General features: G+C 63.7%; 25 protein-coding genes. 16 read left to right on the forward strand and 9 right to left on the reverse strand.

Annotated elements, in window-relative coordinates; translation table 11 throughout:
* Positions 1 to 109 precede the first annotated feature (109 nt).
* Entirely contained in the window at positions 110 to 829 is a 720-nt protein-coding gene (locus M3I54_RS03950) for a hypothetical protein (protein WP_254333201.1), read from the forward strand.
* A gap of 39 nt (positions 830 to 868) precedes the next feature.
* On the opposite strand, the gene M3I54_RS03955 is transcribed toward M3I54_RS03950, so the two are convergent.
* On the reverse strand, positions 869 to 1423 hold the full coding sequence (locus tag M3I54_RS03955; RefSeq protein ID WP_254333202.1) for an NADPH-dependent FMN reductase: 555 nt from the start codon (positions 1421 to 1423) through the stop codon (positions 869 to 871).
* A 363-nt stretch (positions 1424 to 1786) separates the two neighbouring features.
* Entirely contained in the window at positions 1787 to 2140 is a 354-nt protein-coding gene (gene arsC, locus M3I54_RS03960) for an arsenate reductase (glutaredoxin) (RefSeq protein ID WP_254333204.1), read from the reverse strand.
* Between the two features lie 491 nt (positions 2141 to 2631).
* Between arsC and parA the strand changes: the two genes are divergently transcribed.
* Entirely contained in the window at positions 2632 to 3294 is a 663-nt protein-coding gene (gene parA / locus M3I54_RS03965; protein WP_254333206.1) for a ParA family partition ATPase, read from the forward strand.
* 24 nt (positions 3295 to 3318) lie between these two features.
* On the forward strand, positions 3319 to 4398 hold the full coding sequence (locus M3I54_RS03970; protein WP_254333208.1) for a ParB/RepB/Spo0J family partition protein: 1080 nt from the start codon (positions 3319 to 3321) through the stop codon (positions 4396 to 4398).
* Positions 4399 to 4534: 136 nt separating this feature from the next.
* Here M3I54_RS03970 and M3I54_RS03975 read toward each other — a convergent pair whose 3' ends face one another.
* Positions 4535 to 5893, reverse strand: a complete 1359-nt coding sequence (locus M3I54_RS03975; protein WP_254333210.1) for a replication initiation protein — start codon at positions 5891 to 5893, stop codon at positions 4535 to 4537.
* A 1875-nt stretch (positions 5894 to 7768) separates the two neighbouring features.
* Between M3I54_RS03975 and M3I54_RS03980 the strand changes: the two genes are divergently transcribed.
* Positions 7769 to 8971: a DNA-binding protein gene (locus tag M3I54_RS03980; RefSeq protein ID WP_254333212.1), complete on the forward strand. Its 1203-nt coding sequence runs from the start codon at positions 7769 to 7771 to the stop codon at positions 8969 to 8971.
* Between the two features lie 65 nt (positions 8972 to 9036).
* Here the strand turns inward: M3I54_RS03980 and M3I54_RS03985 are convergent, their stop codons facing one another.
* The 3 genes from M3I54_RS03985 to M3I54_RS03995 all read right to left on the reverse strand — a co-directional run bounded on the left by M3I54_RS03985 (position 9037) and on the right by M3I54_RS03995 (position 11285).
* Positions 9037 to 10029 (reverse strand): tyrosine-type recombinase/integrase, encoded by a 993-nt coding sequence (locus tag M3I54_RS03985; protein ID WP_254333214.1) that lies wholly within the window; start codon positions 10027 to 10029, stop codon positions 9037 to 9039.
* A gap of 96 nt (positions 10030 to 10125) precedes the next feature.
* Positions 10126 to 10533 (reverse strand): DUF2471 family protein, encoded by a 408-nt coding sequence (locus tag M3I54_RS03990; protein WP_254333216.1) that lies wholly within the window; start codon positions 10531 to 10533, stop codon positions 10126 to 10128.
* A gap of 98 nt (positions 10534 to 10631) precedes the next feature.
* Positions 10632 to 11285 (reverse strand): XRE family transcriptional regulator, encoded by a 654-nt coding sequence (locus M3I54_RS03995; protein ID WP_254333218.1) that lies wholly within the window; start codon positions 11283 to 11285, stop codon positions 10632 to 10634.
* A gap of 152 nt (positions 11286 to 11437) precedes the next feature.
* Here M3I54_RS03995 and M3I54_RS04000 point away from each other — a divergent pair, with 152 nt between their 5' ends.
* Both M3I54_RS04000 and tdh read left to right on the forward strand, forming a co-directional pair.
* A complete protein-coding gene (locus M3I54_RS04000; RefSeq protein ID WP_254333220.1) occupies positions 11438 to 12637 on the forward strand; it encodes a glycine C-acetyltransferase in 1200 nt (399 codons plus the stop codon).
* Between the two features lie 17 nt (positions 12638 to 12654).
* Complete coding sequence (tdh, locus tag M3I54_RS04005; RefSeq protein WP_254333222.1) at positions 12655 to 13686, forward strand: L-threonine 3-dehydrogenase; 1032 nt, start codon at positions 12655 to 12657, stop codon at positions 13684 to 13686.
* 34 nt (positions 13687 to 13720) lie between these two features.
* Here the strand turns inward: tdh and M3I54_RS04010 are convergent, their stop codons facing one another.
* A complete protein-coding gene (locus M3I54_RS04010) occupies positions 13721 to 14398 on the reverse strand; it encodes a YceI family protein (RefSeq protein WP_254333224.1) in 678 nt (225 codons plus the stop codon).
* A gap of 200 nt (positions 14399 to 14598) precedes the next feature.
* Here M3I54_RS04010 and M3I54_RS04015 point away from each other — a divergent pair, with 200 nt between their 5' ends.
* The 8 genes from M3I54_RS04015 (at position 14599) to M3I54_RS04050 (ending at position 20979) form a co-directional block, all read left to right on the forward strand.
* Positions 14599 to 15423, forward strand: a complete 825-nt coding sequence (locus M3I54_RS04015) for an AraC family transcriptional regulator (RefSeq protein WP_254333227.1) — start codon at positions 14599 to 14601, stop codon at positions 15421 to 15423.
* Between the two features lie 90 nt (positions 15424 to 15513).
* The gene (locus tag M3I54_RS04020) at positions 15514 to 16488 is read left to right on the forward strand and encodes a DMT family transporter (protein ID WP_254333229.1); all 975 of its coding nucleotides are present in this window, start codon (positions 15514 to 15516) and stop codon (positions 16486 to 16488) included.
* 97 nt (positions 16489 to 16585) lie between these two features.
* The gene (locus M3I54_RS04025; RefSeq protein ID WP_254333231.1) at positions 16586 to 17308 is read left to right on the forward strand and encodes a TetR/AcrR family transcriptional regulator; all 723 of its coding nucleotides are present in this window, start codon (positions 16586 to 16588) and stop codon (positions 17306 to 17308) included.
* Positions 17301 to 17780, forward strand: a complete 480-nt coding sequence (locus M3I54_RS04030; protein ID WP_254333234.1) for a nuclear transport factor 2 family protein — start codon at positions 17301 to 17303, stop codon at positions 17778 to 17780. Before M3I54_RS04025 ends, M3I54_RS04030 begins: the two co-directional genes overlap by 8 nt.
* Positions 17781 to 17967: 187 nt before the next feature.
* Entirely contained in the window at positions 17968 to 18540 is a 573-nt protein-coding gene (locus M3I54_RS04035; protein WP_254333236.1) for a hypothetical protein, read from the forward strand.
* 153 nt (positions 18541 to 18693) lie between these two features.
* The gene (locus M3I54_RS04040; RefSeq protein WP_254333238.1) at positions 18694 to 19308 is read left to right on the forward strand and encodes a thioredoxin fold domain-containing protein; all 615 of its coding nucleotides are present in this window, start codon (positions 18694 to 18696) and stop codon (positions 19306 to 19308) included.
* Between the two features lie 467 nt (positions 19309 to 19775).
* The gene (locus M3I54_RS04045; RefSeq protein WP_254333240.1) at positions 19776 to 20798 is read left to right on the forward strand and encodes a hypothetical protein; all 1023 of its coding nucleotides are present in this window, start codon (positions 19776 to 19778) and stop codon (positions 20796 to 20798) included.
* Positions 20799 to 20814: 16 nt separating this feature from the next.
* Positions 20815 to 20979, forward strand: coding sequence for a hypothetical protein (locus M3I54_RS04050; protein ID WP_254333241.1), 165 nt, complete (start codon positions 20815 to 20817; stop codon positions 20977 to 20979).
* A gap of 233 nt (positions 20980 to 21212) precedes the next feature.
* Here the strand turns inward: M3I54_RS04050 and M3I54_RS04055 are convergent, their stop codons facing one another.
* Together M3I54_RS04055 and M3I54_RS04060 are read right to left on the reverse strand one after the other, a co-directional pair.
* Positions 21213 to 23081 carry an ATP-binding cassette domain-containing protein gene (locus M3I54_RS04055; protein WP_302058830.1) on the reverse strand — a complete coding sequence of 623 codons (1869 nt, stop codon included), beginning with the start codon at positions 23079 to 23081 and terminating at the stop codon, positions 21213 to 21215.
* Complete coding sequence (locus M3I54_RS04060) at positions 23078 to 23971, reverse strand: extracellular solute-binding protein (protein ID WP_254333245.1); 894 nt, start codon at positions 23969 to 23971, stop codon at positions 23078 to 23080. The genes M3I54_RS04055 and M3I54_RS04060 overlap by 4 nt, the downstream gene beginning before the upstream one ends.
* Before the next feature lie 169 nt (positions 23972 to 24140).
* Between M3I54_RS04060 and M3I54_RS04065 the strand changes: the two genes are divergently transcribed.
* On the forward strand, positions 24141 to 24569 hold the full coding sequence (locus M3I54_RS04065) for a molybdopterin-binding protein (RefSeq protein ID WP_069261529.1): 429 nt from the start codon (positions 24141 to 24143) through the stop codon (positions 24567 to 24569).
* 28 nt (positions 24570 to 24597) lie between these two features.
* Entirely contained in the window at positions 24598 to 25209 is a 612-nt protein-coding gene (locus tag M3I54_RS04070) for a nitrogen fixation protein NifQ (RefSeq protein WP_254333336.1), read from the forward strand.
* Positions 25210 to 25215: the final 6 nt, after the last annotated feature.

Raw genomic sequence — 25215 nt, forward strand, 5'->3', positions numbered from 1 at the left:
AGAATCTGGCGGATAGACGTCGCGCGAAGCATGCGCCAACCGATGCACGAGCGATGCACAATCGGCGCATGATGTAACGAGGCGTCGCCATCTGGCGAAGGAGGCTGCCATGAAACAGACCGTGACCGGCGTTTTCCAAACCTACGACGAAGCACGCCACGCACAGGACGCGCTGCTGCAACGCGGCTTCGCGGCGGGCGACATCGACCTGCCGGCGCGCACAGAGGGCGTGCTGGCCGGCATCGAACGGCTCGTGGGAAGTTTTTTCTCGTCGACAGGCGATGTGCGTCGAACCACCGAGGCCCAGACAGGCATGACGCCACCGCCGGGGGAAGCGGTGCGCATCGGCGTACATGTGAGCGACGAGGCGCACGCCAACCTCGCGTACGAGACGCTGCGCGAGGAGCATGCGGCGGAAGTCGCGCTACGCGGCGCGCCGTGGGCGTGGCCCGCGACAGACCGTCCGGTCGCGCGCGAGCACTCGGCGCTCGATGAACTGGGTCTCTCCGAGTTCGCCGATGCCATGCGCCGCCGTGCCGCGCAGACCGAAGCCGCGCGCGCACAAGCCCCCGTTGAGCCCACGCTCGATCCCACTGTCGAACCGATGCGGCCAACGAGCGAGGCCGAAGCGACCGTGCTCACATCGGCAAGCGCGCCCGGCGCCGGAGCGGTGATGGGCGCGCATCACGTGGACGTTCCTGCCGCGCCCGAAGCGACGCGACCGGCAGCAGGCGTCGCGCCGCAAATTCCCGACGAATTCCTCGAGTACGAGGAAGACACGCCCGAGCACCACAAGGACATGCCGGGGCAGCGGCGCACGTTGCACTGAGCCCGCTCGCCCAAATGCGGCGTGGGTCGTGATGAGGCGTCAGCGGCCGAGCTGGCGCTTGACCCACGCCGCGTAGGTATCGACGAAGACCTGCAGGAATTTGCGCGTATCCTCGCTGACGATCTCGCCTTTCTCGTTGATGCGGCTCGCGTCGTGCTTGATGAACATCTCGGGCTGACCGAGCGTCACGACGTCGAGATAGGCAAGCACGTTGCGCAGATGTTGCTGCGAGAGCGCTGTGCCAGTCGCCGCCACCGACGTGCCGAGCACCGCGCCCGGCTTGCCGCGCCACGAATTCGCGCCCCACGGCCGCGAACCCCAGTCGAGCGCATTTTTCAGCCCACCCGGAATCGAGCGGTTGTATTCCGGCGTGACGAATAGCAGCCCGTCGGCCGCTTCGACCTGTTGCTTGAAGCGGCGCGCCACCTCGGGATAGTCGGCGTCGTAATCCTGGCTGTAGAGCGGCAGCACGCCGATGTCGAGATACTCGAAAGTAAAATCGGGGGGGCCCAGCGAAGTCACCGCGTGTGCGAGTTGCCGGTTGAATGAATCCTTGCGCAGACTGCCGACCACAACCGCGATTTTGTAGGCCATTTCGGTTTCCTCGGAGGCGCGCACGAAGCGCAGTGGAAAGGAAACATCATCATAGACGCCTGCGCATTCCGGCGATGCGCACGCGCTCGCTCGGGCCTGCCCGATATCGGTATCGGCGAGGTGCTGTGGATAACCGGGGGTAACGCGAATTTATCCACAGTTTTTGGGCATAAGCTTGTGGACAACTTACGTGAAGGGCCGATGAATACGGGCCTCGCGTCGGATTCGTCTGCAGGTTAGCAAAGATGCAATTTCCATGCGTGCATGGCGGTGATTGCACCTCGTCCGTGCACGCGGGCTCTCGCGCTCGCGATTCGCTCGCTTTTGGCGCGTGAGCCATCCAACGAATCCATCCCAGCGATTTCAACCGAACAGCGCCGCGATGTTTTCGGTCGGGCGGCCGATCACGGCGCGGCCATCGCGTACGACGATGGGTCGCTGCAGCAGAATCGGATGCCGCACAATTGCTTCGTAGAGCTGATCATCTGTGACGCCAGGTGCATCGAGGCCGAGCTCCGTGTACTCGGTTTCGCCAGTGCGGATCATGTCGAGCAGCGGGCCGCCCAGCATCGCGTGCAGCGCCTTCAGTTGGTCGACAGTAAGCGGCTTCTTCAGGTATTCAATCACCTCGACTGGCTCGTTCGCCTTCGCGGTGGAGACCAGGTCGCAAGCCGCGCGGGACTTGGAGCAGCGGGGGTTGTGGTAGATCGTGATCATGGCGTCGGAAGTGCGAGAGGGGAGTGGTGGGTGAGCCTCGGTGAGACCGGGAATCGCTGCGATTTTACCGGGGACGCGCCGGCACGCGTGGGAAGCTTCTGCCGACGAGGCCTGACTCTCTTACCACGGGTTGCTGCCATGGGGTCGCGTGTGGGATTCGCGGTGAGATCTTCTAGTCGCACGCTCGTGTGAGACGGGGATGCGATGGGGTAAGGCTGACTTTATGCGCATAAAGCGGTGAGGCGCGCGCGTGATCATCTTCCGGTGCGCCCGTAATCCCATCGAATCTCAACCAACCATCGAAGGGGTCGCCGAGGCGAATTCCAGTACCGCACGCGACCGCCATGCGGCATCCACATACCCTGGCACGAACTTTATGCGCATAAACCTTGTCCGAATGGCCAATTTGGCCGCGAATTACGCCAAAAATCATTGAACTGAAAAACATTCCAGGTAAAATCCCAAGCTAATAGCAAAAAGGAGAATACCAATTGGCAGCAGAGATAATCGCAGTCACGCAACAAAAGGGCGGGGTCGGCAAGAGCACGATCGCGATGCATCTCGGCGCGGCCTTTCACGAAAAGGGGAAGCGGGTTCTCGTCGTGGATGCCGACGGTCAAAACACGCTGATCCATTGGGCCAGCGCGTCAGCCGATGGTGACACCGGCATCCCGTTCCCGGTAGTCAATCTCTCCGAAGCCGGTGGCCAGATCCACCGGGAGATCAAGAAGTTCATCAACGACTACGACGTGATCGTCGTGGACTGCCCGCCGTCGATCACGGAAAAGGTCTCCGGCGTGGTGTTGCTGGCCGCTACCGTCGCCGTCATCCCGACTTCGTCCTCTCCGGCGGATTACTGGTCGAGTGTCGGTCTCGTGAAGCTCATCCAGCAGGCTCAGGTCATGAACGAAGATCTGCGCGCGGTATTCCTGCTGAACAAGACCGAAGAGAAGCGCATGCTCACCCGCGAGCTGAAGCGCGCCCTCGAAGAGCTTGGTTTCCCTCTACTCAGAACGCAGATTCCCACACGTGAGGCGTACAAGCAGGCGATGGCATTGGGCCAGACAGTTCTGCAAATGAACGACCGCGGCGCTCGCCTCGCCGCAGTGGAAGTGCGCGCATGCGCCGACGAGATTGCGGCCATGCTCCCCTGACTTTATGCGCATAAAGGACCCTGAATGAAACCCTCCCAATTCGCCAAAGGCTTTCAGGCTCGCCCTGATACGACGAGCAGCGAAAAGCGCACTGCACTCGATCGCCTCAACGCCATCGACGGGCTCGTCCAGGACAAGCCCAAAACGCGCGAAGTTGCTGGGCGCTCGAGTCAGCCTGCGCTTGTGACTGGCCTTGAACCTGCCGACGAGCCTATTCTCGACGATGCACCCGGCCTCGAAAACGAGTCGATCGAATACCGCGCCTGGCGCGTCGCGCAAGGCTACCGTCCGGGGCAGATCATCGAGTTGCCACTCAAGGACATCAAGCCGAGCCCCTTCAATCCGCGTCACTTTTATCTGAAGGCATCGATCGCAGAACTCGCTGTCAATCTTGCGAAGCAAGGGCAGCAGCAGGCGATTCATGTGATTCCCGACTACGCGGCGCCGGGCAGCTACTACGTGAGCGACGGCGGCCGTCGCGTGCGTGCACTGAAAGAAGCGAACAAGGAAGTCGTCAAGGCGATCGTTGTCGACCTGCCGATCGGCATTCAGAGCTACAAGCTCGGTTACGACCTGAACGTACAGCGCGATTCGCAGACCGTTTTCGATAACGCGGTGGTGTGGAAGCGATTCATCGACGAAAAACATTTTCAGAGTCAACGCGAACTTGCCGATCACCTCGGCCTCGACGAATCGACGGTGGCCGTTGCGCTATCGATCGGCAAGTTGCCGGAATTGGTCATGCAGGAAATGGTGGCACGCCCGGACCGCTTTGGCTCGAACATGGCCTATCAGGTCGGGCGCTATCACGGCGCGCGCGGCACCGACTCGACGCTGCGTCTCATCAACCGCATCGTTGCCGACGACCTCAGCACGCGCCAGGTGGCGGATATCGTGAAAGGCCGGGCGAGCGCGCAGGAGAGCCCGAAACCGGCTGGGCGGCAACGCTATGCGCAACGGCTGGAGATCAAACTGGATGGTGTCGCCGTCGGCGACCTGAAGTCATATGGCGACGACCGGCTCGAGTTGCGCCTGAAGGGACTCACCAAAGATCGACGCGACGCGATTCTTCAGCAGATCGAGCAGATCCTGAAGACGAAATAAGGTTGGAAAATTAGTCGACGGCTGCCATGCATTGGGCAGACCGTCGACGATGGGGCAAGATCGTTTCACACACCCAAATCGGCCGGACAGCCCCACCGCCACGGCCCGCATTGCGCGGGCCGGCCACTCCTGCTGCTCAGGCAGCCCGCGTCTGGCTCAGCGTGAACGCGAGCAGATCACCATCGGTCGGTTCGCCCCAGGTCTTGCGCGCGAGCCAGTCGAAAAACGCCGTATCGGCCAGTTTCGATTCCAGCCCGCGACGACGCCAGTCGTCCCGCAAATGCGAGCCCAGCCCCGGCAGTTCATCCGTCTCAAACGACTGACGCGCAACTTCGCGCTCCATGTCGCCCTGCTCCTCGTAGAGCGAGCGCGCTTCCTTGCGCCGATAAGCCGCGTATTCATCGAGCAGCCGCGCCTTCGGATCGTCGGCCGTCACCGCTGCCGCCGCGCCGCGGCCAACGGCCGGAGTGGCGCCTGCGGCCGTCTCGACCGGCGGCGCATAGCCCTTCTTCAACGCGTCCTTGAACAGCGCCGCGGCGCTGCGTACCGGCGGCAAGCTCGTACTGCGCATGCGCTGTTCGGTCAGTTGCAAAGCGGCGCGAATGCGGTTTTCCTCGCTGTCAGCGTAAAGCGACTGCGCTTCCTTGAGCGGAATCCCGATCTTGACCATGCGATCGACGAGCGTACTGTCGAACACATTCGGATGCTCTTCGAGCGCAAGCATCGGCTGTTTGCGCTCGGTCACGCGAAACTGGATTTCGGCCACACGGCGCCCTTCGCGATGCTCGATCAACTCGACGAAGATGTTCGTCACCGCGTTGACTTCGGCAATTGCGGGCCGCAGATAATCGCGCTTGAAATACTTGTATTCGCGTTTGGCTTCGTCGCCCGCTTCGGTGTCCGGGGTACCGGAAAGGATCGGGCGCCACCACTCCCAGGTCTCGCGCATCGTCAGATGGCTGGGGTTGGTCAGATAGCGCACGCAGATCTCGTAGAGCGCAAGCCCCGCGCTGCTGCGCAACTGACTCTGGAATTGCAGGCTCAGGCGGGCGTACTGGACCGGATCCAGCAACTTCTTCTTGATCTTCGGCGCGAACGAGAACTCCACCCAGACGCGACGGGTTTGCGGATCCTCGAGAATTTCCGCGTCCGCAATCAGCGTGGAGATACCCCACTTGCGGCCGGGCTTCTGGCTCGACGTTCCCTGGCTCCATTCGACCTGCACCGACACCATGCGGCGCAGGTGCTCCTTCACGAGCGCCGTATCGTTCGAATCGAACGCCGAGTTGGCGACGATGTCGGAAAGCAGTGCACGGTAGGTATCGCCAGACTCGTCGGCCTGCTGGGCGACGGCCAGCAGGACGTTGAACAGCTTGCGGGTCAGCAGGGTGATCTTGCCGCTCTTCGGCTGGATCGCGATCGCCTCGACGGCCTTGCGCAATTCCGCCGAGCTGGGGCTTACCACATCGGTCTTTTTCACGCGCTTCGTGGCCATGCGTCGGGTCGAGGAGAGAATTTCGCGAAAGGATACCGTCTGTGGTGATAGGCGTCTATAGGGCCTCCCTCACCATTGCCGGTGATGCGCACATCGCGCGCGTCGCTCACCGCGACACCGTCCCGTATCGCCTCACCTTTGGCCAGACGCCCATCCAGCGGGGCGCTTTGCGTCATGCACGATCTGGCCGGATCCCGCTTTTCTGCTGATGTGCCAAGGGATGCCATCTGCTCCCGTATCCGCTCACCTTAAATATTTTCATGCGGCCGGTGAGAAAAGTCCGCGGCTGGTGGCGAAATCCTGGCTACCAACCGGTCGCTGGCTAAAAAACCCGCATCGATGCGATCGCACTGCAGCAAAACATGGTGTCATTCGGGTTAAGCGTTCAGAAAGTCCAAAATGTGGAGGTAAAGGCTGCCCGGCACGGCGATCGACGATCCAAATAATCGACGGGGCGCCGATATGTGCCCCACGTCTCCCGAAAATTCTCACCTCTCACCGCGCTGGCTAAACACATCAATCCGCGCCCAAAGGCCGTCGTTGCGGCTGCCACGCCATAACAGCCCCCGAAAACCCTCACCTTTTGCGTCAGGGTACGGTTCCGCTGCACCGTCATGGAGCCTCCCGGAAATCCTCACCATTCATGACACCGAAAAGAAAAACCCAATGGATTCCGTGACTTATCCACATGCGTGGCAGGCAGGGCAATGCGACATCGGCTCCTGCATTACCTCACCTCAGATCGAGACGCAAAATCCAGCCAAGTGCGAGGTTGCCGAGAAAACGCTCCTGAATAATCTCACCTAAGGCGGATTCCAACCGGGAGAAACACCACCCACGCCCCCGTAATCTCGGAGTCTGCAGCGCAGTGAACGCCGACTTTCTCCCGAATTTGCTCACCTTAGGCATGAAATCTGCAGGAAATCGCTCCTGAAAAGCCTCACCTTATCCATCCAGGCACCGACGGGCGGTGCCGATTTCGTGGCACTGCGGCAACCTCCCGAAAATCCTCACCTTTTGCCGCGAAAAGTCCTCGGCAACGTCCTGCGAGCAGCCGGCAGATCTGGACGGCTCGCGTGCAAGCTCCCGAAAAAGCTCACCTCCGGGCCCCGAAAGCGCCTATTTCGCCCGATTTCGGGCTTTGGCTCCCGAAAAACTTCACCTTCGATCTGCATTTTTTCCCGATCCTTCTCACCCCACGTGTTTTAGCCCCTCGATTTAGCCGAAAAATGGTGTCAATCGCCGCTCCCGAATCCCCTCACCGTTGCATTTCCCGTAACACCGAGGCCGAGCCCGGCCGCGCGTGACCTGTCCGCCCGCAGCCTCCCGTATCGCCTCACCCTTGCCGGGAAGTCAAGAATCCCCCCACTCCTGAACCCGCTCACGTCCTCTCCTGCAGTGGCTCACCGGCGTTCCCGAAGGCCGCCACCCATCTGTCCCGCAGGCGCTCACCCAGGGTCCCGTAAAGCTTCACCTGATCGTCCGGAAAGCCCCGCCAGGTAAGGATTTGCCGTGGCGTTAACGTTTTTAACCGGTATCAAGGGTGTTTACTTTTATATCTCTCAAGCAAGAATCCCCCCGCGAGCTACCCGAGATATCCACATCCAAGGCCAACCACCGGGCAAAGTCCTCGATGCCACTCGCGTGAAACAACGGATAGCAGTAAAATCAGGCGAAAAAATCGCGCGTTAACAAGGGCTTATGAAACAAAGTTCGATTTGTTTCACGGAAAAACCGCGCCGACCTCATATCGAGGCGATATAAAGGGCCTCTTGGAGGCCATTTCGCGACCCCTGGCAATCTCGATACTCAAAAACGTAGCAAATAGAACGTAATTTGTTATTATTCGTCCACTCCCCTGCCGAGAAGACGAATATGCGAGACCAGGACCGCCAGGCAATCCGCGAAGAAATCGAAGAGTTGCGCAAAAACGGAGCACGCAGACAGGAACTGTCCTTACATGCCTGCAAACGCTTGTTCTTCGATTTCGAGATCAAGCCCTCGATGGCTGCCGTCCGTGAACTGACCCAAACCGGGAGCGCCAGCGACATCCCCAAGGACATCGAGCTCTTCTGGCAACGCATTCGCGCGACCTCCAAAGTGCGTGTGGGCACTGGGGCAATTCCGCCCGCGCTGGAAGAACGCGCCGGCGAACTGCTTGGCGCACTTTTCGAGGAAGCACTGGCGCTAGCGGGCGAAGCCCTGCAGGCTGAACGCACCGAATTCGAAGCCGGCCGCCTCGATGCCGAGCAGGCGACCCGGGAGGCCGAGGCTCGTCGTTCGGCCGCCGATGAGATGCTGCAACGCAGCGAAGCGCGCGTGGAAGCGGCCTATGAGCGGGTGCGTGAACTCGAAAGCCAGCTCGCCGCGGCTTCCGCGCAGGGCGTCGCGGCGCATGGCAACCGCGAAGTGCTGGTACAGCGTCTGGAGACGGAAAACGACGCCCTGCGCAAAAGGGTCGAGGCGGAGCAGACCACCAACGCGGGTTTGCGCGATCGCATCGATGGCTTGCACGAGGAAATGCGCAAGAGCACCGAGCACTACGCGCAGCAGATCAAGGACGCGCTCGCCGAGGCCGAACGGCGCGTGAAGCCCATGCTGGTCGAACTGGATTCGTTGCGCTCGATGTCGTCGACCTGGCAGGCGGCCCAGCGCGATGCCAGCAAGAAGGAATTCGATTTCATCCAGCAGCTGGCGACGGCGAAGGCCCGCGCCGACCGGCTCGACGCCGTGCTGCGCGAACGGTCCGACGAAGTGGACGTGCTCACCCGGCAGGTCACGGGATTACGCGGGCAGCAAGGACTCGACACCTCGGTCGCGTCATTGCTGTGTTCACTCGCCGCCGCGGGCAGGCTGGGCGCAACCGAACTGGCGAGCCTCGGCACCGTGGTCGATGGTCACATCGCGTTGCCGGCGCGTTGTCCTAACTGTAACGAAGGAGAGCCGGAGTTGTCCGAAGTGGACGATGGTTTCGAATTCACTTGCCCGGAGTGCGAGCACACCTCGGGAACAGGGGCGTCGAAGCTTGCGGCGTACGCGCGCTTCATGGCGGGCAAGCATTCGCACGAACAGGCTTGACGTGAGCTTTTACGGGAGACGCGCATGCGCCTCTCAAAAGACAGATCGTCGGCGGACGCGATCTTTCACGCCTTGTCGTCTTGCGCAGATACGTCCTGTGCCACCTCACGTTCCGCCCACGTTTTCCATGCGCGATGGAGCCGCCCTGCGGAGATCGGCTGCAGGAAACCGAGCCACTGCCCTACCTGATCGGTATCCACGCCGCGCTCGAACAGGTCCGCCGCGAACGTGTTGCGCAAGGTCTGCGGACTCGCGCGTTCGGTGCGCGTTTCTGCCACGCCGGCTGCTTCCAGCAGTGCGTCGATGGCGCGTAGCACCGTGGCCTTGTGCATGGGGCGCCCCGACGGCGAGCCCGGAAACACTAGCTGTCCTGGCAGTCCGGCCAATCGGCGCGCTTCGAGCCAGGCGCCTAGCACGTCGACGGCAAATGGCGTCAGTCGCGTGACGCGCGTAAACGCCGGGTTGGCGGCTTCGATCGTGACCCACTCCGAGCCGATCGCCACGCAATCGAGCGTGAGAGCGATGGCGTCTCCCGTTTTCAATCCGCCGCCCAGAAAAATGGCGACGAGCGCCCGGTCACGGCGTTCGCGCCATCGTTTCGCGGCCGATGGTTCGACGAGCGGCGAGAACAACTGGCCAATGATCGCGGCGCGCTCCGCGGGCGTAAGGAAACCGGTCGGCTCATTTTCGCGCGCGTTGCGCCACGCGGCTTCGCCGTCCTGAGCGATGAAGCGCGCCGGATTCGTGGAGGCGAGTTCGATTTCGCGCACGTGATCGAGCACGCGCTCGATAAGCCGCAGGTAGCGAAGCCGTTGCGGCTTCTTCACGTCGAGGCTTGCGACGAATTCGGCGATCGTGCCGGTATCCACGGTCATGATCGTCTTGCGCTTGAGCGCGAGCCATTCGAGAAAGCGTCCCCATTGCACGCGATAGACCTCGGCGGAGGAACGGCGCAAGTCCTGCGAGGCGAGCCAGGCATCGAATGCGGCGACGGGGTCGCGCTGCCAGTCCTGGCGTTGCTGGTCGAAGAGGTCGCGTGAGGAAGTGGAGGACGCCATCTCTATCATTCCGTTAGTTGCGTTACACGAGCATTATAGCGATAGCGGGATCATGGCTGCTGCAATCGTTCCGTGCGATGCATCGCCGCCATGCGATCAACCACCCCAAGCCCTGGCACGCCGCACAGCGTCGTTGCGCCTTGCCTGCCGGCGCGATTCATCCGCGCATTGCGCGGCGCGTTCATAGGCCGAGACCGCGAACGCGAATACGGCCGGAAGCGCGTTGGATTGTCCGAAGTCGATGGTCTCGTCCGTTTCTGGCCAGGCGAGATCGCCCGGCCGTTGAAAGAGGCCAAGCATGACGGCGTCGTGGCGGCTGGCGAAGCCGAGATCCGCAAGTGCTTCCGCCTCGATGGCATGCAGCAGGCGCCAGGTGAGCGGGACCTGGCGCGCGATATAGCGCTGCGCGATGTTGCGGACGATGTGTTCGAGGTCGCGTGCGGCGGCCTGAAAGCGCAAGGCCGCCAGAGCGTGCTCGCGCGGCAGTTCGGTGGGGAGGGACATCGACGGCTCCAGTCGGACTTTCACTGTATAAATATACAGTAGTCAGTCCGATTGCGCAGCCTCGTCCGTTCGGTCAGGGCGAGCGGTGAGGCGGTCCGTCAGCCATGGATCACCACCAGCAGCGCGCGTGCCTCGCCCTTGCCGGCGTTGCGGATCGCGTGCGGCTGATCGGCGATATAGCGCGCCGTGTCCGCGGCCCTCAGGCGCTGCGTTGCGCCGGCCGCCTCGACCTCGATGCTTCCCTGCAGCACCGTGAGATGCTCGCGCGTGCCCGGTTCGTGCGCGGCCGACACCAGCGCCCCGCCTGGCTTGAGCGTCAACTCATACCATTCGAAGTGGCCGGCCAGTTCGATGGGCCCCCATACGCGCAACTGGTAACCCGCGTCGTGGCCGTGCAGCGTCGGGATGTCGTGCGGCCCGGCCACAGCGATCGCTTCGGGCGCCTTCGGGGCGGCGAACAGCGAATCGAGTTTTACGCCCAGCGCGTTCGTGAGCCGCCAGGCCACGGCAATGGTCGGGTTCGCCTTGTCGCGCTCGATTTCCGATAGCATGGATTTTGAGACGCCCGCAGCGCGCGAGAGGTCGTCAAGCGTCATCTTGCGCTCGGTGCGCAGCCGCTGGATCTGCTCGCCCACGCGCGGCGGCGCGGTGGCAGGTACGGCGGACGCAGGCGGTACGTTAGTTGCAGCCGATGCGGGGGCGTCCGGAACGGTGCCCGCCGGGTCGGTTCGCGGTTTGCGGGTGCTTGCCATTCACGGCCTCATCGATTAGAGTGCGTTCGACATATCGAACTTAGGTTCGAAATAAAGGAAATTTTCGCCAACGGCTGACGGCGACTATAGCAAACCGCAGGCAAACCGCAGCAAAACTGCGGCAAGCCGCAGCTATGTGAGGAGCACGATTCATGCGTACCCCGTATATCGACCACTTGCGCGCGACGCTCGACCAGATCCGCGCCGATGGCTTCTACAAGAACGAGCGCGTGATCGCCACGCCGCAGTCGGCAGATATCCGGCTCGCAGACGGCAGCGACGTGCTCAACTTCTGCGCGAACAACTACCTCGGCCTCGCCAATGACGCGCGTCTCATCGCCGCCGCGAAAGACGGCCTCACGCGCGATGGTTTCGGCATGGCGTCGGTGCGTTTCATCTGCGGCACGCAAACCGTGCACAAGCAACTCGAAAGCGCGCTCGCCACGTTTTTGCAAACCGAAGACTGTATTCTCTATTCCAGTTGTTTCGACGCGAACGGCGGCCTCTTCGAAACGCTGCTCGGCGAAGAAGACGCCATCATCAGCGACGAACTCAATCACGCGAGCATCATCGACGGCGTGCGCCTTTCGAAGGCGCGCCGCTATCGCTACAAGAACAACGATCTTTCGGACCTCGAAGCAAAGCTGAAAGAAGCCGACGAAGCCGGAGCACGCTACAAGCTTATCGCCACCGACGGCGTGTTCTCGATGGACGGCATCATCGCCGACCTCAAGGGTATCTGCGATCTCGCGGACCGCTACGACGCGCTTGTGATGGTCGACGACTCGCACGCGGTGGGCTTCATCGGCGAGCATGGGCGCGGCACGCCCGAGCACTGCGGCGTCCTGCAGCGCGTGGACATCATTACCGGCACACTCGGCAAGGCGCTGGGTGGCGCGTCGGGCGGCTATATCGCGGCGAAGCAGGAAGTCATCGACTTGCTGCGCCAGCGCTCGCGCCCTTATCTGTTCTCGAACACGCTGACGCCTAGTATCGCGGCCGCTTCGCTGGCGGTGCTCGAGCTGGTTGCGAGCGACGAAGGCGCACAACTGCGCCGCCAGGTGCGCGAGAACGGCGCGCAGTTCCGCCGCGAAATGAGCGCGCTCGGCTTCATGCTCGTGCCCGGCGAGCACCCGATCATTCCGGTGATGCTCGGCGACGCCCAGGTCGCCTCGAAAATGGCCGACGCGCTCCTGCACGAGGGCGTCTACGTAATCGGCTTTTCGTATCCCGTCGTGCCCAAGGGGCGCGCGCGCATTCGCACGCAGATGAGCGCCGCGCACACGTCCGGGCAGATCGGGCGCGCGGTAGAAGCGTTTGCGCGCGTAGGCAAGCAGCTCGGCGTGATTTAACAAGGATGACGAATCAAATGAAAGCACTCGCCAAACTCGAACGCGCGCCCGGACTCACGCTCACGCGCGTGAAGAAGCCCGAAGTCGGCCATAACGACGTGATGATCAAGATCCGCAAGACAGCGATCTGCGGCACCGACATCCACATCTGGAAATGGGACGACTGGGCGCAGAAGACCATTCCGGTGCCGATGCACGTGGGCCACGAATACGTGGGCGAGATCGTCGAAATGGGCCAGGAGGTGCGCGGCTTCCAGATTGGCGATCGCGTGTCGGGCGAAGGGCATATCACCTGCGGCTTCTGCCGCAACTGCCGCGCGGGGCGGCGCCACCTGTGCCGCAATACCACGGGCGTGGGCGTGAACCGCGAAGGCGCGTTCGCCGAATACCTCGTGATTCCGGCCTTTAACGCGTTCAAGATTCCGCCCGAGATCTCCGACGATCTCGCCGCGATCTTCGATCCGTTCGGCAATGCCACGCACACGGCCCTTTCGTTCAACCTGGTGGGCGAGGACGTGCTGATTACGGGTGCGGGGCCGATCGGCATCATGGCCGTGGCGATCGCGAAGCACGTGGGCGCGCGCAACGTCGTCATCACGGACGTCAACGATTATCGCCTCGAACTTGCGCGCAAGATGGGCGCGACGCGCGCCGTGAACGTTTCGCGCGAGTCGCTGCGCGACGTGATGGCGGAACTGCACATGACCGAAGGGTTCGACGTCGGCCTCGAAATGTCGGGTGTGCCGAGCGCGTTCACGGCGCTGCTCGAGTCGATGAACCACGGCGGGAAGGTTGCGCTGCTGGGTATTCCGCCCGCGCAAACGGCCATCGACTGGAACCAGGTCATCTTCAAGGGGCTGGAAATCAAGGGCATTTACGGTCGCGAGATGTTCGAGACCTGGTACAAGATGGTCGCGATGCTGCAGAGCGGGCTCGATCTCTCGCCCCTCATCACGCACCGCTTCAACGTGGACGACTACGAGCAGGGCTTCGCGGCCATGCTCTCGGGCGAGAGCGGCAAGGTGATTCTCGACTGGACCACGGCCTGAACGCGCATTGCGGGTATCGGTTCGACTGCGGCTCTTATGGCGCTGCGCCCGGCGCCGGCTGCTCGAATTCGGCCTCGATGCGCACGTCGATCCGGTCGCCCACGGCGGGGTACCAACTCGTTAACCCGAATGCCGAGCGATTGAAATGGCCCGATGCGGCGAAGCCGAGCGTGGGCTGCTTCGTGAGCGGATTCGGCGCGTAGCCGTTCAAGGTCACGTCGAGCGTGACCGGTTGCGTCACGCCGCGTATCGTGAGATTGCCCGTGAGCGTGCCGCGCCCTTCGCCCGTGCGCTCGAAGTGCGTGCTCGTGAAGCGGATCTGCGCATAGCGCTGTACATCCAGCATCTGCGGTCCTTTCACCATGGCGTCGAGTGCGCCGACATTGGTGTCGAGGCTCGTGGCGTCGATGGTCGTGTCGACCGTGGCCGCTTCGAGGCCGCCTGCCTGCCAGTCGAGCGTCGCCTGCGCGCGGTCGAAGCGCATGACGAAGCGCGTGTAGTGGAAGTGATCGACGTCGAATACGATGCTCCAGTGATGCGCGTCCATCGCGTAGTGTCCCGCTGGCACGTCGGCTTCCGTGCGGCTCACGCTGTGCGTGACCACGCGCAGCGGCGTGCACGCGACTAGACTCGCTGCGCACAGCGCCACGCAGAAGGCGCGGCGCGCGCCGCGAACGAGAGGCGCAAGCGACACAAGCGGCCGGTCTTTCATCTCATCTCCCTGTAACTCGTTGACATCCGTAAGTACGTTTGGCGAGGTGCGTTTCTTCCCCCCGGTTCGCGAAGCATAACGCGACGGGGCCGGATCGCAGCGACCGCGCACTTTCCCAACCAGGTCACGCGCACATTGCGCACCGCGCGAAACTCCGGTCTCATACGCCCATTGGAGCCCGAACGAGCGGAGAGCCGACCATGCCAGTGACGAACCACACCGTGCGTTTTCACGCCACGCTCGTGCGCGACGTCGACGCGATGACGGCCGCCACGGGGCGCTCGTTCGGGCGTCACACGCACGACCAGTACGGCATTGGCGTAATCGATCGCGGTGGCCATGTCTCGCTGAGCGACGCGGGCCAGGTTGAGGCCGTACCGGGCGACCTCATCCTCGTCAATCCGGGCGAGGTGCACGACGGCCGCCCGCTCGACGCCGCCGGGCGCACGTGGCGCATGCTGTATTTCGAGCCGCGCTGGGTCGACGCGCTGCAAGCCGACGTCACGCAAGGTGACGACGCTGCTTTTGCGCTCCATGCGCCGGTGATCAGCGAACCGCGATTGCGCGCGCTGTTCGATGCGGCTTTCACACACGTCACTGACCCAAGCCGTGACCTCTCACATATGGCCTTCGACGCCGCTGCGCTCGAGGTGATGACACGGCTCGTCGAGGCGCTCGGCCACCGGCGCGCGCTCGCGCAGTGCTCACCGGCGTCGCTTGCGCGCGTGCGCGACATGATCGACACCGATCCGGCCCAGCCGTTCTCACTCGCTGAACTCGCACAGGCGGCGGGGCTGAGCCGCTTCCAGCTCCATCGCGGCTTCCTGCGTGCGTTCGGCGTCGCGCCGCACGGCTACATCCTGCATCGCCGCGTGGCGCTCGCGCGGCGCCTGCTCAAGGCGGGGAATGCCCCGGCGCAGACCGCGCTGGCCGCCGGTTTCTGCGACCAGAGCCACCTGAACCGCGCGTTCGCGCGGCAGTTCGGCGTATCGCCGGGGCGTTACCGGCTCACGCGCGCGGCATGAGTTTCACGCGCATCATGCGCTGACGCACAACGATCCAAGACGGCGCGTCGTGGTGAGCCTATACAGGCGTATCACCACGAGGAGCGCTCCATGTCGATACGATTGTCGTCGCGCGAAAACGCGCGACGCTTGACCCTCTCCCCCCGATCCGTCGCGCAGTGGCAATTGACGGCGGCCATGCTGACCGTGGGCAGCACGGTCATTGCGAGCAAGGCCATCGGCGCCGGGCTCGATCCGCTGCCCGCCACCGCGCTGCGCTTCGGGATGGCGTTGCCGGTTTTTCTGCTGCTCATGCGTCTCACCGGTACGGCGTTTCCGCGTCCCGGCCTGCGCGATGCGCTGTTGCTCGTCTCACAGGCTGCGATCGGCAGCGTCGGCTATACGGTCTTGTTGATCGCGGGCACACAGCGCACGTCCGCGAGCGACGCCGGCATCCTCCTCGGCACCCTGCCGGCCGTTTGCGCGTTGACGGCGGCGCTGGTGCTGGGCGAGCGGCTGCGCGCAAACACGCTCGTTTCGGTGACGATCGCGAGCCTCGGCGTGGCGCTGGTCACACTCGCGCCCGGGGAGCATCGCGATGGCGCCCGCTCGCTCACGGGCGACGCGATGATCCTCGGCGCCGTCGTGTGCGAAAGCCTGTTCGTCCTGCTGAACAAACGGCTTTCGCGGCCGTGGCCGCCCCTTGCTCAGGCTAGCGCGATGACGGGAATCGGCTTCGTCGTATCGGGCTTATGCGCGCTACCCGGCTGGCTGGGCGCCGCCCACGCCGTGCCGTTGAACGCCGTGCGTGGCGTGGCGTATTACGCGCTCGTGCCGACCGTGGGCGGATTCTGGCTCTGGTACGCGGGCGCGGCGCGCGTGCCAGGCGGCGAGGCCGCGGTCTTTACAGCGGTGGCGCCGGTGTCGAGCGTGGCGCTTGCCACGGCGCTGCTCGGCGAGCCGCTTACGCTCACGCGCGTGCTGGGCCTCACCCTGGTCGTGGCCGCCGTGTTCGCGGTTTCAGGACGCTCGCTTTGGGATCGCATTAGCGCGCAGCGCGGCGCGCGAGAGAGCAAAGTATCTTGACTTGGGAGAATGATCGTTCTACATTGCGAACTGGGAGAACGATCATTCTCCCCTGACCTTCGCAATCCCGCCGCAATCGCGCTGAACGAGACTAGCCATGAGCCCGCCCGCTGTAACGAACTCCGAAGCGAACGCAGAAGCGCCGCAGGCCGACGCGCGCGAGCGCCTGCTCGACGCCGCCGAGGCGCTGATCTACGCGGGCGGCATTCACGCAACGGGTGTCGATGCGATCGTTCGCGCAGCGGGTGCGGCGCGCAAGAGCTTCTACACGTATTTCGAATCGAAGGACGCGTTGGTCGCGGCTGCGCTTTCGCGGCGCGACGAGCGCTGGATGCGCTGGTTCGTCGCCGGCACGCTTGCGCGCGGACGCACGCCGCAGGCACGCCTTGCCGGCATGTTCGACGTATTGCGCGAGTGGTTCACCTCCGAAGGCTTTCACGGTTGCGCGTTTCTGAACGCCGCTGGCGAGATCGCGTCGCCCGACGACCCAGTGCGTGTGGTCGCGCGCGAGCACAAGGAGCGCCTGCTCGACTTCGTGCGCGAACAGAGCGATGCGTGGGCCGCGAGCGTCGGCGTCGATCGCCGGGTCGCCGCCCGCCTCGCGCGGCAATGGCTGATCCTGATCGACGGCGCGATCGGCGTGGCGCTCGTAAGCGGCGACGCCGATGCCGCGCTCGACGCACGCGCGGCAGGCCGATCGTTGCTCGAAGCCCTCGCACCGAAAAGCGGTTTCGATTCCCGCAGCCAATCCCAAAGCCGATCCCCATTGCGCGCACCGTCCCGGCGCGCCGCCCAACGCAAGGAGCAAGACCATGAGTGAGTCGCCCGAAGTGCGTCCGCCGCTGCCGCCGTTCACGCGCGAGAGCGCCATGCAAAAAGTACGCGCCGCCGAAGACGGCTGGAACACGCGCGATCCGCAACGCGTTTCGCTTGCGTATACGCCGCAAAGCGTGTGGCGCAATCGCGCCGAGTTCGTGACGGGCCGCGAGGCAATCGTCGAATTGCTCTCGCGCAAGTGGGCGCGTGAACTCGACTATCGTCTGATCAAGGAGCTATGGGCGTACACGGACAATCGCATCGCGGTGCGTTTCGCCTATGAGTGGCGCGACGATTCGGGCAGCTGGTTCCGCTCGTACGGCAACGAAAACTGGGAATTCGACGCGAACGGCCTGATGGCGCACCGTCATGCATCGATCAATGACCTGCCGATCCGCGAGGCGGATCGTCTCTACCATTGGCCGCTCGGGCGCCGTCCCGACGATCATCCGGGCCTCTCCGACCTCGGCCTCTGACGCTTCGCTTTCATCGGGACGACTCGCTACGATGGCACCATGCCGGCGGCGAGCGAGTTGCCCGGTCCGAGCCTGGGCTCCATTGCGCACGCATCGGGTTGCGGTACAGTTCGTCATTCACCGCGAACCAGCAATCAGAAAACAGACGATCCCCTGCAGGATCGGCGCAAGAAAGGACGGAGAGCCCATGCGGTTTTGGCAGAAGCAAGGTGGCGCAGCAACCAGAACGATAACTAAAGCGACAACGCAAGCGAAGAGAACGAAACGCGGCGCAGCGACTGCCCTGCTGCTCTTGCCGCTGCTGCTGTTCGGCACGGCGCAGTCGGCGCACGCGGCGAACTGGTGTAGTTCGGGCCTGTGGGTAGACGCGATGGTGGGCTCGTACCACATCCATCCCGACAAGGACTTCGAACAATTCAACCCCGGCCTCGGCATCGAATGCTGGCCCGGCGACACGTGGGCGCTCACGGCAGGCGGTTTTCGCAACTCGTTGCGCCGGCCCTCTTATTATGGCGGCGCAGTGTGGGCACCCGAGTTTCTGCACTGGGGCTTCGTGCGGCTCGCGGCGATGGGCGGTATCATCTCCGGCTACAACTATGGCAACTGGGGCCTCGGCCACGACCATACGATCGGGCCCGTGGTCGCGCCTATCGTGATGGTCGCGTACAAGCGCGTGGGCGTGAACTTCATCGTCATTCCGCCGATACCGTCTGACGATCTGCCATTTACCATCGGGTTTCAGTTGCGCTTCAAGTTCTAGGGTTCGACGTCCTCCCGCAAACTCTCACCTTTGCTGTTAACCTGACGCCTTTGCCATATTGGCGTCAGTGACGCGCCACGGCTCGACCCTAAGATACGAGCCTTCGCTCTACAGGCGCGAGACGTGACGCGCTATCCAAGTCAAAGGAAAAGAATGAAGAAGTTCACACGCATGCTGATCGCCGCAGGCGCACTGGCCATGAGCGCTGGCGCCATGGCCGCCGGTGCTCCGGAGCCCACCTGGTTGCCCGCAACGGCTGCTGCAAGCCTGCAGAATGCGAGTGCGATCGTCGAAGGCGCGAATGGGTCGAACGTGAAGTCGACGCTTTATGTCTTCATGGACCCAAACTGTATTTACTGTCACCTGGTGTGGAAAGCACTGCAACCGTATGAAGCGGTCGGCCTGCAGGTGCATTGGATTCCTATGGGCTTTCTGAAGCCCGATTCGGCGGGCAAAGCGGCCGCGCTGCTGGAGTCGAAAGACGGCGCCGCGCTGCTCAAAGAGCTGGAAACGCACTACTCGGAGAAGGACGAATCGGGCGGCATCGCACCGCTCGCGCACATTCCCGCCACCGACAAGAACAAGCTCGACAACAACATCAAGCTCTTTCAGGACCTCGGGTTCGACGGTACGCCTACGCTTATTTATCAAGGTTCAGGCGGACGCTGGGCCGATATCAGCGGCTTGCCGAAGCTGGGCGACTTGCCTGGCATGCTGAATCTGCCGGCGCAACCGATTACGGATGCCGAGCTGCAGAAGTATCGTTGAGCGCGCACGGCGGTGAGTCATTCACCGCATCGTGAGTTCACCGATACAACGATAGGTGAGGAGTTCCAGGAGTCGAACGTCATGCGCTCCTCCCGAAAAGCCTCACCTTTCCTCTCGCGACTCAGGTTTCAGAACTTGTAATCGAGATTCTTCGGATTGAATGCGTCGTCGTCGAAGGGCTTCGGCGTGATGCTGTCGATCACGATTTTCTCGAACATCTAATTGATTCGGATTGCAGGTCAATGTGCGCGCGCCGCACAAACATGCGTAGCAAGGTGGCCGTCGCAAAGAAGACCAAAGGTGAGTGTTTCCGGGAACATACACGCAGCGCGAGCCGTTGCTGCGCCGCGGCAGCGTCGCCGCGGGCGGGTTGTGATTCGCGGTATAGTCGTTCGCGACAAGAGGCCTCGTTGTGCGCCCTACGCTTCACCGCCGCCGCGCCCGAGCGGTCTGCAACGGAGTTTTCCATGGGTATCCTGGACAGGCTTTGGCCGCGCGCCCGCGCGAAGCAGGCGCCGGAATCGCCGCAAATCCAGACGCTGATCGAGCGTCTGCTAGTGCTCAGCCCCACGCTCAAGCTCGTGCCCGAGTGGCGCGAACGGCTTGTGCCCGCGCTCGCGCAATCGGTCGCGTATGTGCGCGACGTGGTGGACCGCATGCCGCCCGCGCGCGAAGCGAGCGCCGCCACCTGGTCGAGCGATCCCTATATCCATGCATTTTTCGCCGCACCCGACGAGGTCGGCCATGTGCTGAGCCGCTCGCCTGAACTGCACGCATGGTTCGAGAGTCATGCGCTTGCGCGCGAGACTTACGCGGTGCTCGGCATGGCCCTGAACGAGCGGTGTGCCTTCGGTGTCGAGCAGTATGGCGACGAGGTGCACACCGATGTCATGCAGACTACGTTGAGCTTCGACGACCATCAGGTGCGCGTGTGCGGCGAAACCGAAAGCGACCTTCGCGAGCAGATCGTGCAGCGCGTGGTCGAGCAGATCGCACTGGAAGGACTCGAGCAGATCGGCGCCGACGAGTCGCGCCGCGACGTGCTGGAACAGGAGCGCGCGCTGCTCAGAACGCGCCTGCAACTGCTCACGCGCCACGGCGCGGGGACGCAACGCATGCTGGGAGAGCACGCCGTGCAAAGCGTCGCCGAAGTGGCGAAGGTCGAGGCGCAGATTGCGCAGAACGCGAGCGAGATCGCCGCGCTCGGCCTCAAGAGCGAAGCGCTCGAGCACCAACTCACGGTGATTTGCAGGGTGCTCGCGAATCCCGCGCAATACACGAACGTCGAAATGCGCGAGATCTGCCTGAGCCCGATGAATGTCCTGCTTGCAAACGGCGGCCCGGGCAACAGTGCCTCGATCGTGTTCCCGCTCGCGCGGCTGCCGTCGAGCCCGCAAGGTTTGCGCGCCTTCTCCCTGGTGCGCTTCGCGCGCGCTGACCTTCAACCCTTGCCGCGCGTGCTCGTAGAAGACAGCCGCTTCATGATCTGAGCGCGGCGTCGCGGTCATGGGTGAGAAGATTCGGGAGCGGCGTGCGTGGCGTTGCGACGGTTCGTTGACGAAGCGTGCCGAAATCACCGTCGCGCGTGATCGGCTGCGGAAGTTTCGTGATCCCGATGTACAGGAGAACCTGGTTCTGGCGCGCAAGATTTTCCTGGTAGTCCCAGGTTAAGGGATCCGAATATTGCCGAGTACCAGGTGTTAGCAATCAAAACCTTGCGCGCTCGAGCGCGAGACGCCCAAAGGTGAGTGTTTTCGGGGACCGTGAACAACGGTGCGAAATTGCGCATCGAATCGCTAACCGCATATGCAAAAATCCCATTGAAAAGGGGCTTTTTTGTCAACGCGCGCGACACCGGCGCGAGCACTTCGGCGCGAAAGGTGAGCGTTTTCAGGAGTCGTGAGTCAGGAGCCGTGCGATGCTGGCCAGGCGAGCACGCCGTTCGCGTCAATCGAGAAGCACAGCTCGCCGGTATGCGATGCGGGCGCGTCTTCTGCGGCGATATCGAAGGTTTCTCCGGCGATTTCGACTGTAACGTAGCGGTCGCCGTGACGCAGCGACGTGCCCGCAATGCGCCCCTGCCACGCGCCTTCTTGCGTCGCGACGAGCGCGCGCGGCGAGACCCGCCACATCACACGCGAGCCCACCGCAAGCGATGTATCGGCGCAGGGCAGGCGCAGTCCCGTTGGCGTTTCGATCGCGCCGCCAGCACGCACGATCCCCTCGCCGACGTTGTGCAGGCCGAGCAGTTCGGCCACGCGCAGCGTGGCGGGCTGCTGAAACACGTCGGCCACGGCGCCCGCCTGCAGCACGCATCCCTGTTCGATCACGAGCACTTCGTCGGCGAGCAGCGCCGCTTCGTCGGGGTCGTGCGTGACGATCACCGTCACCGCGCCGACCTCGCGTTGCAGCGCCCGCAACGACTGCTGCAGACGGCGGCGCCGCGGCGTGTCGAGCGCGGCGAACGGTTCGTCGAACAGCAGCAGTTGCGTGTGCCGCGTGAGCGCGCGCGCGAGCGCCACGCGCTGACGCTGGCCGAACGAGAGCTGGCCAGGCAGGCGCTCAGTGAGCGTGTCGAGGCCGAGGTGCGCGAGCCAGTAGCGTGCGCTGGTAGCGTCGGCATCGACGGGAAACGCGAGCTGCTGCGCCACCGTCATGTGTGGAAAGAGCCCGTAATCCTGCGGCATGTAGCCGATCTGGCGGCGTTCGGGCGGCAGCGCGCCGAGGTCGGTCGCCCCGAGCACGACGGAGCCCGCGTCGTTGCGTTCGAGCCCGGCGATGATGCGCAGCGCGAGCGACTTGCCCGAGCCCGAAGGGCCGATGATCGCGAGCCGGCGCGTTTGCGGCTGCCACGCAACATCGAGCGTGAACGCGCCGAGACGCCGGCGCGCCGCGAAGGCAAGACGCAGGTCGGCGTTTTCCGCCGCCGTGGCGGCTGGCGTGATACTCGTGAGTTCGTCGCCGTTGTCCAGGTTCACCGTCAGCGTCGAGCGTGCGCTGCGGCTATAGACGGAGAGCACCGCGCAGATGATCGCAATGCCGAGCGTGGGCAGCAGGAGCGGCATCATCGCGGGCAGGCCCTGGCCGCCGAACACGACGTAGGTATAAACAGGCAGCGAATACGGGTGATACGCGACCATCACGGTCGCGCCGAATTCGCCGAACGCGCGCAGCCAGGCGAGCGCGAGCCCCGCGCGGATGGCGGGCCACGCAATGGGCAGCGTGACGCGAAAGAAGCGGCTGGCGGCGTGATGGCCGAGCGTGGCGGCGACGTCGTCGTACACGGGATCGACGGCGGTGAATGCCGAGCGCGCTGCGACGATCAGGAAGGGCGCCGCCACGAAGGTCTCGGCGAGTACGATGCCCGTGAAGGAGTCGGTAAGCGAGCCGCCGAAGAGCTGGCCGATGCCGCTATACGGCCCGATGAGAAACAGCAGCAGCACGCCGCTCGTGAGCGGCGGCAGTGCGAGCGGCAACTGCACGACGAAGCCGACGAGCGCAATGCCACGCGCGCGCGAACGCGCGAGCCAGTAGCCGAGCGGCACGCCGCCCAGCAGGATGATGAGCGCGGCCACGCTCGCGCTCGCGACCGACACGCCGACCGCCGACCAGGTGGCGTGCCAGTCGACGCCGGCCCAGTCCGCCTGTCCGATCTGCGGAATGCTCGCAACGAACGGCGCGCACAGATAGACCGCGAGCAGCGCGCCGAGCCACCAGAGCGGCTGAGAGCGCTTCACGGCAACCTGCCCGGCACGCTGCGCGGCTTGTGTCATTGCTGTGCGGCGTCGATCACGGCTTGCACCGACGGCGGGATCGCCTGGGTCTGACCGTTGACGGCAGGCTTCGTCACATCCACGCCGTGCTCGGCGAGCAGCTTGCGGCCTTCTGCCGAGAGCAGGAAGTTCACGAAGCGCGCGGCGCCGGCGCTGTTGGGTGCGTCATTGAGAATCGTGAGCGTGTAGTTCGCCTTGATCTTCAGTTCGGGCGCGGGGTGGATCGCCGGAATCTTCAGGTCGGAAGTTTCGGTCGAGTAGAAGAAGCCCGCGTCGAGCTGACCCGACTGCAGACGGCCAACGAGCGTTTCTTCCGGGAGCACCTGCTCGGGATTTTCCGGCGCGCCGAGCGTCTTCTGCACGAGGTCAGGCTGGTTGTACGCCTGCGCGGCCTTCGTCATGAGTTCGACGGTGAAGACGCCCTTCGGGTCGAGCTTCGGATCGGTGCGGCCAAGGCGGATGCCCGGTTCCTGCAGCACCTGATCCCACTTCTTCGTCTTGAAGTCGTTAGCGAAACGGCTCTTCGGGTTGTAGCCGATCAGGAGTGGCGATTCGGCAAAATTCACGTACCACGTAACGTGATTGCCGTTGTCCTCGCCCATGAGGCTCGCGTTGACCTTCGGGCTCGCGCTGATGAACACATCGCCGCGGCGCAGCTTGCCTTTTATTTCATTGGCGATCTTGTTCGAGCCGGCTGCGTAGCCCTTGAAATGCAGGCCCGTTTCCTTTTCGAACGCGGGGCCCACGCTCTTTTCCATGAGGTTGACGAGCGAGCCTGCATAGAGCACGTTGACATCGGATTCGTCGGCGAATGCGTTGGCGCTTGCACCCATCGCGCCCATCACACCGCTCACCACGACGACTGAGGCCAGCAGCCTGCGGATAAACATGTTCGACACCCCGTTCGTTATAAAGGCCCATATATTACGCTGGACTGCTGTATTCATGTGCTCGCCCAATTCGCTATTTTGGCGATCAATGCCTGTGCGCGTTGACACAGCTAAACTGAGGGCCGGTTCTTTTCCCGATTCATGGTCCTGTTCATGTATGGAGGCCTTCATGCGTACCAGCGCCCGTAACCATTTCTCCGGCCAGATCAGCGCGGTCAAGGCCGGCGCTGTCAACGACGAAGTGACGCTGCGCGCCGACGGCGGCCTCGAGATCGTCGCGATCATCACGCATGGCAGCGCCGCTTCGCTGGGTCTCGCCGCTGGCAAGCCGGCCTTCGCGCTCGTGAAGGCATCCTCGGTGATCCTCATGGTCGACGGCGACGCGAGCAAGGTGTCCACGCGTAATGTCGTTGCGGGCACGGTTTCGTCGGTCACGAAGGGCGCAGTGAATGCGGAAGTCGTGCTCGCGGCCCCGGGCGGCGCGCAGATCGCGGCTATCGTGACGAACGACAGCGTCGATCGTCTCGGCCTCGCGGCGGGCAAGCAGGCAGCGGCGCTGTTTAAGGCATCGAGCGTGATCGTCGGCGTAGACGGTTGATGCGCGGCTGCGAGCGCACGTGAGCGCAATGACTCAGGGCAGTCAGGGCCCCGGCGCGGCGCCGCCGTCGGGCGATTTCGACGCTCTGGCGTCCGCGCGCTGCGACGCCCTGACGGGGGCGCCAGAGGCGTCTCGCACGCCCGACGCCTGGTTCTTCGCGCGGCTCGTCGCGGCGCGCGAGGTGCGCGGCGAATTGCCGTTGCTCGGTTTGACCCGCGCGCAGATCGACGCGCTCGGTGCGCGACACTTCGTGTGTGCGGTGACGAATGAAGCGCCGCACACGCACGTTATGACGGATGCGTCGCATGCTGCGTTCGCCGCGGCAATGCATGCCTTTCTCATTGCGCTTGCCGCGCCGCAAGCCGACCCCGACGACGTGGGTTGCCTCGCCGCGATCATTGCCCACGCGTGCCTGCGACCCGATCATCTGTGGCGCGATCTCGGCCTGCGTAGCCGCGATGACGTTACGCGCCTGCTGGAGCGCTTCTTCCCTGAGATCGTGGCGCGCAACGTGGAAGGCTTGCGCTGGAAGAAGCTGCTGGCGCGCGAACTCGCGCTGGCGTCGGGCGCCACGCCGGGCCCGGCGCCCGGTTGCCCCGGCTGCGAGGATTTCGGCTTCTGTTTTCCTGCTGGGCGTTAGCCATCC

The organism is Paraburkholderia sp. CNPSo 3274, assembly GCF_024206475.1.
Taxonomy (GTDB): Bacteria; Pseudomonadota; Gammaproteobacteria; order Burkholderiales; family Burkholderiaceae; genus Paraburkholderia.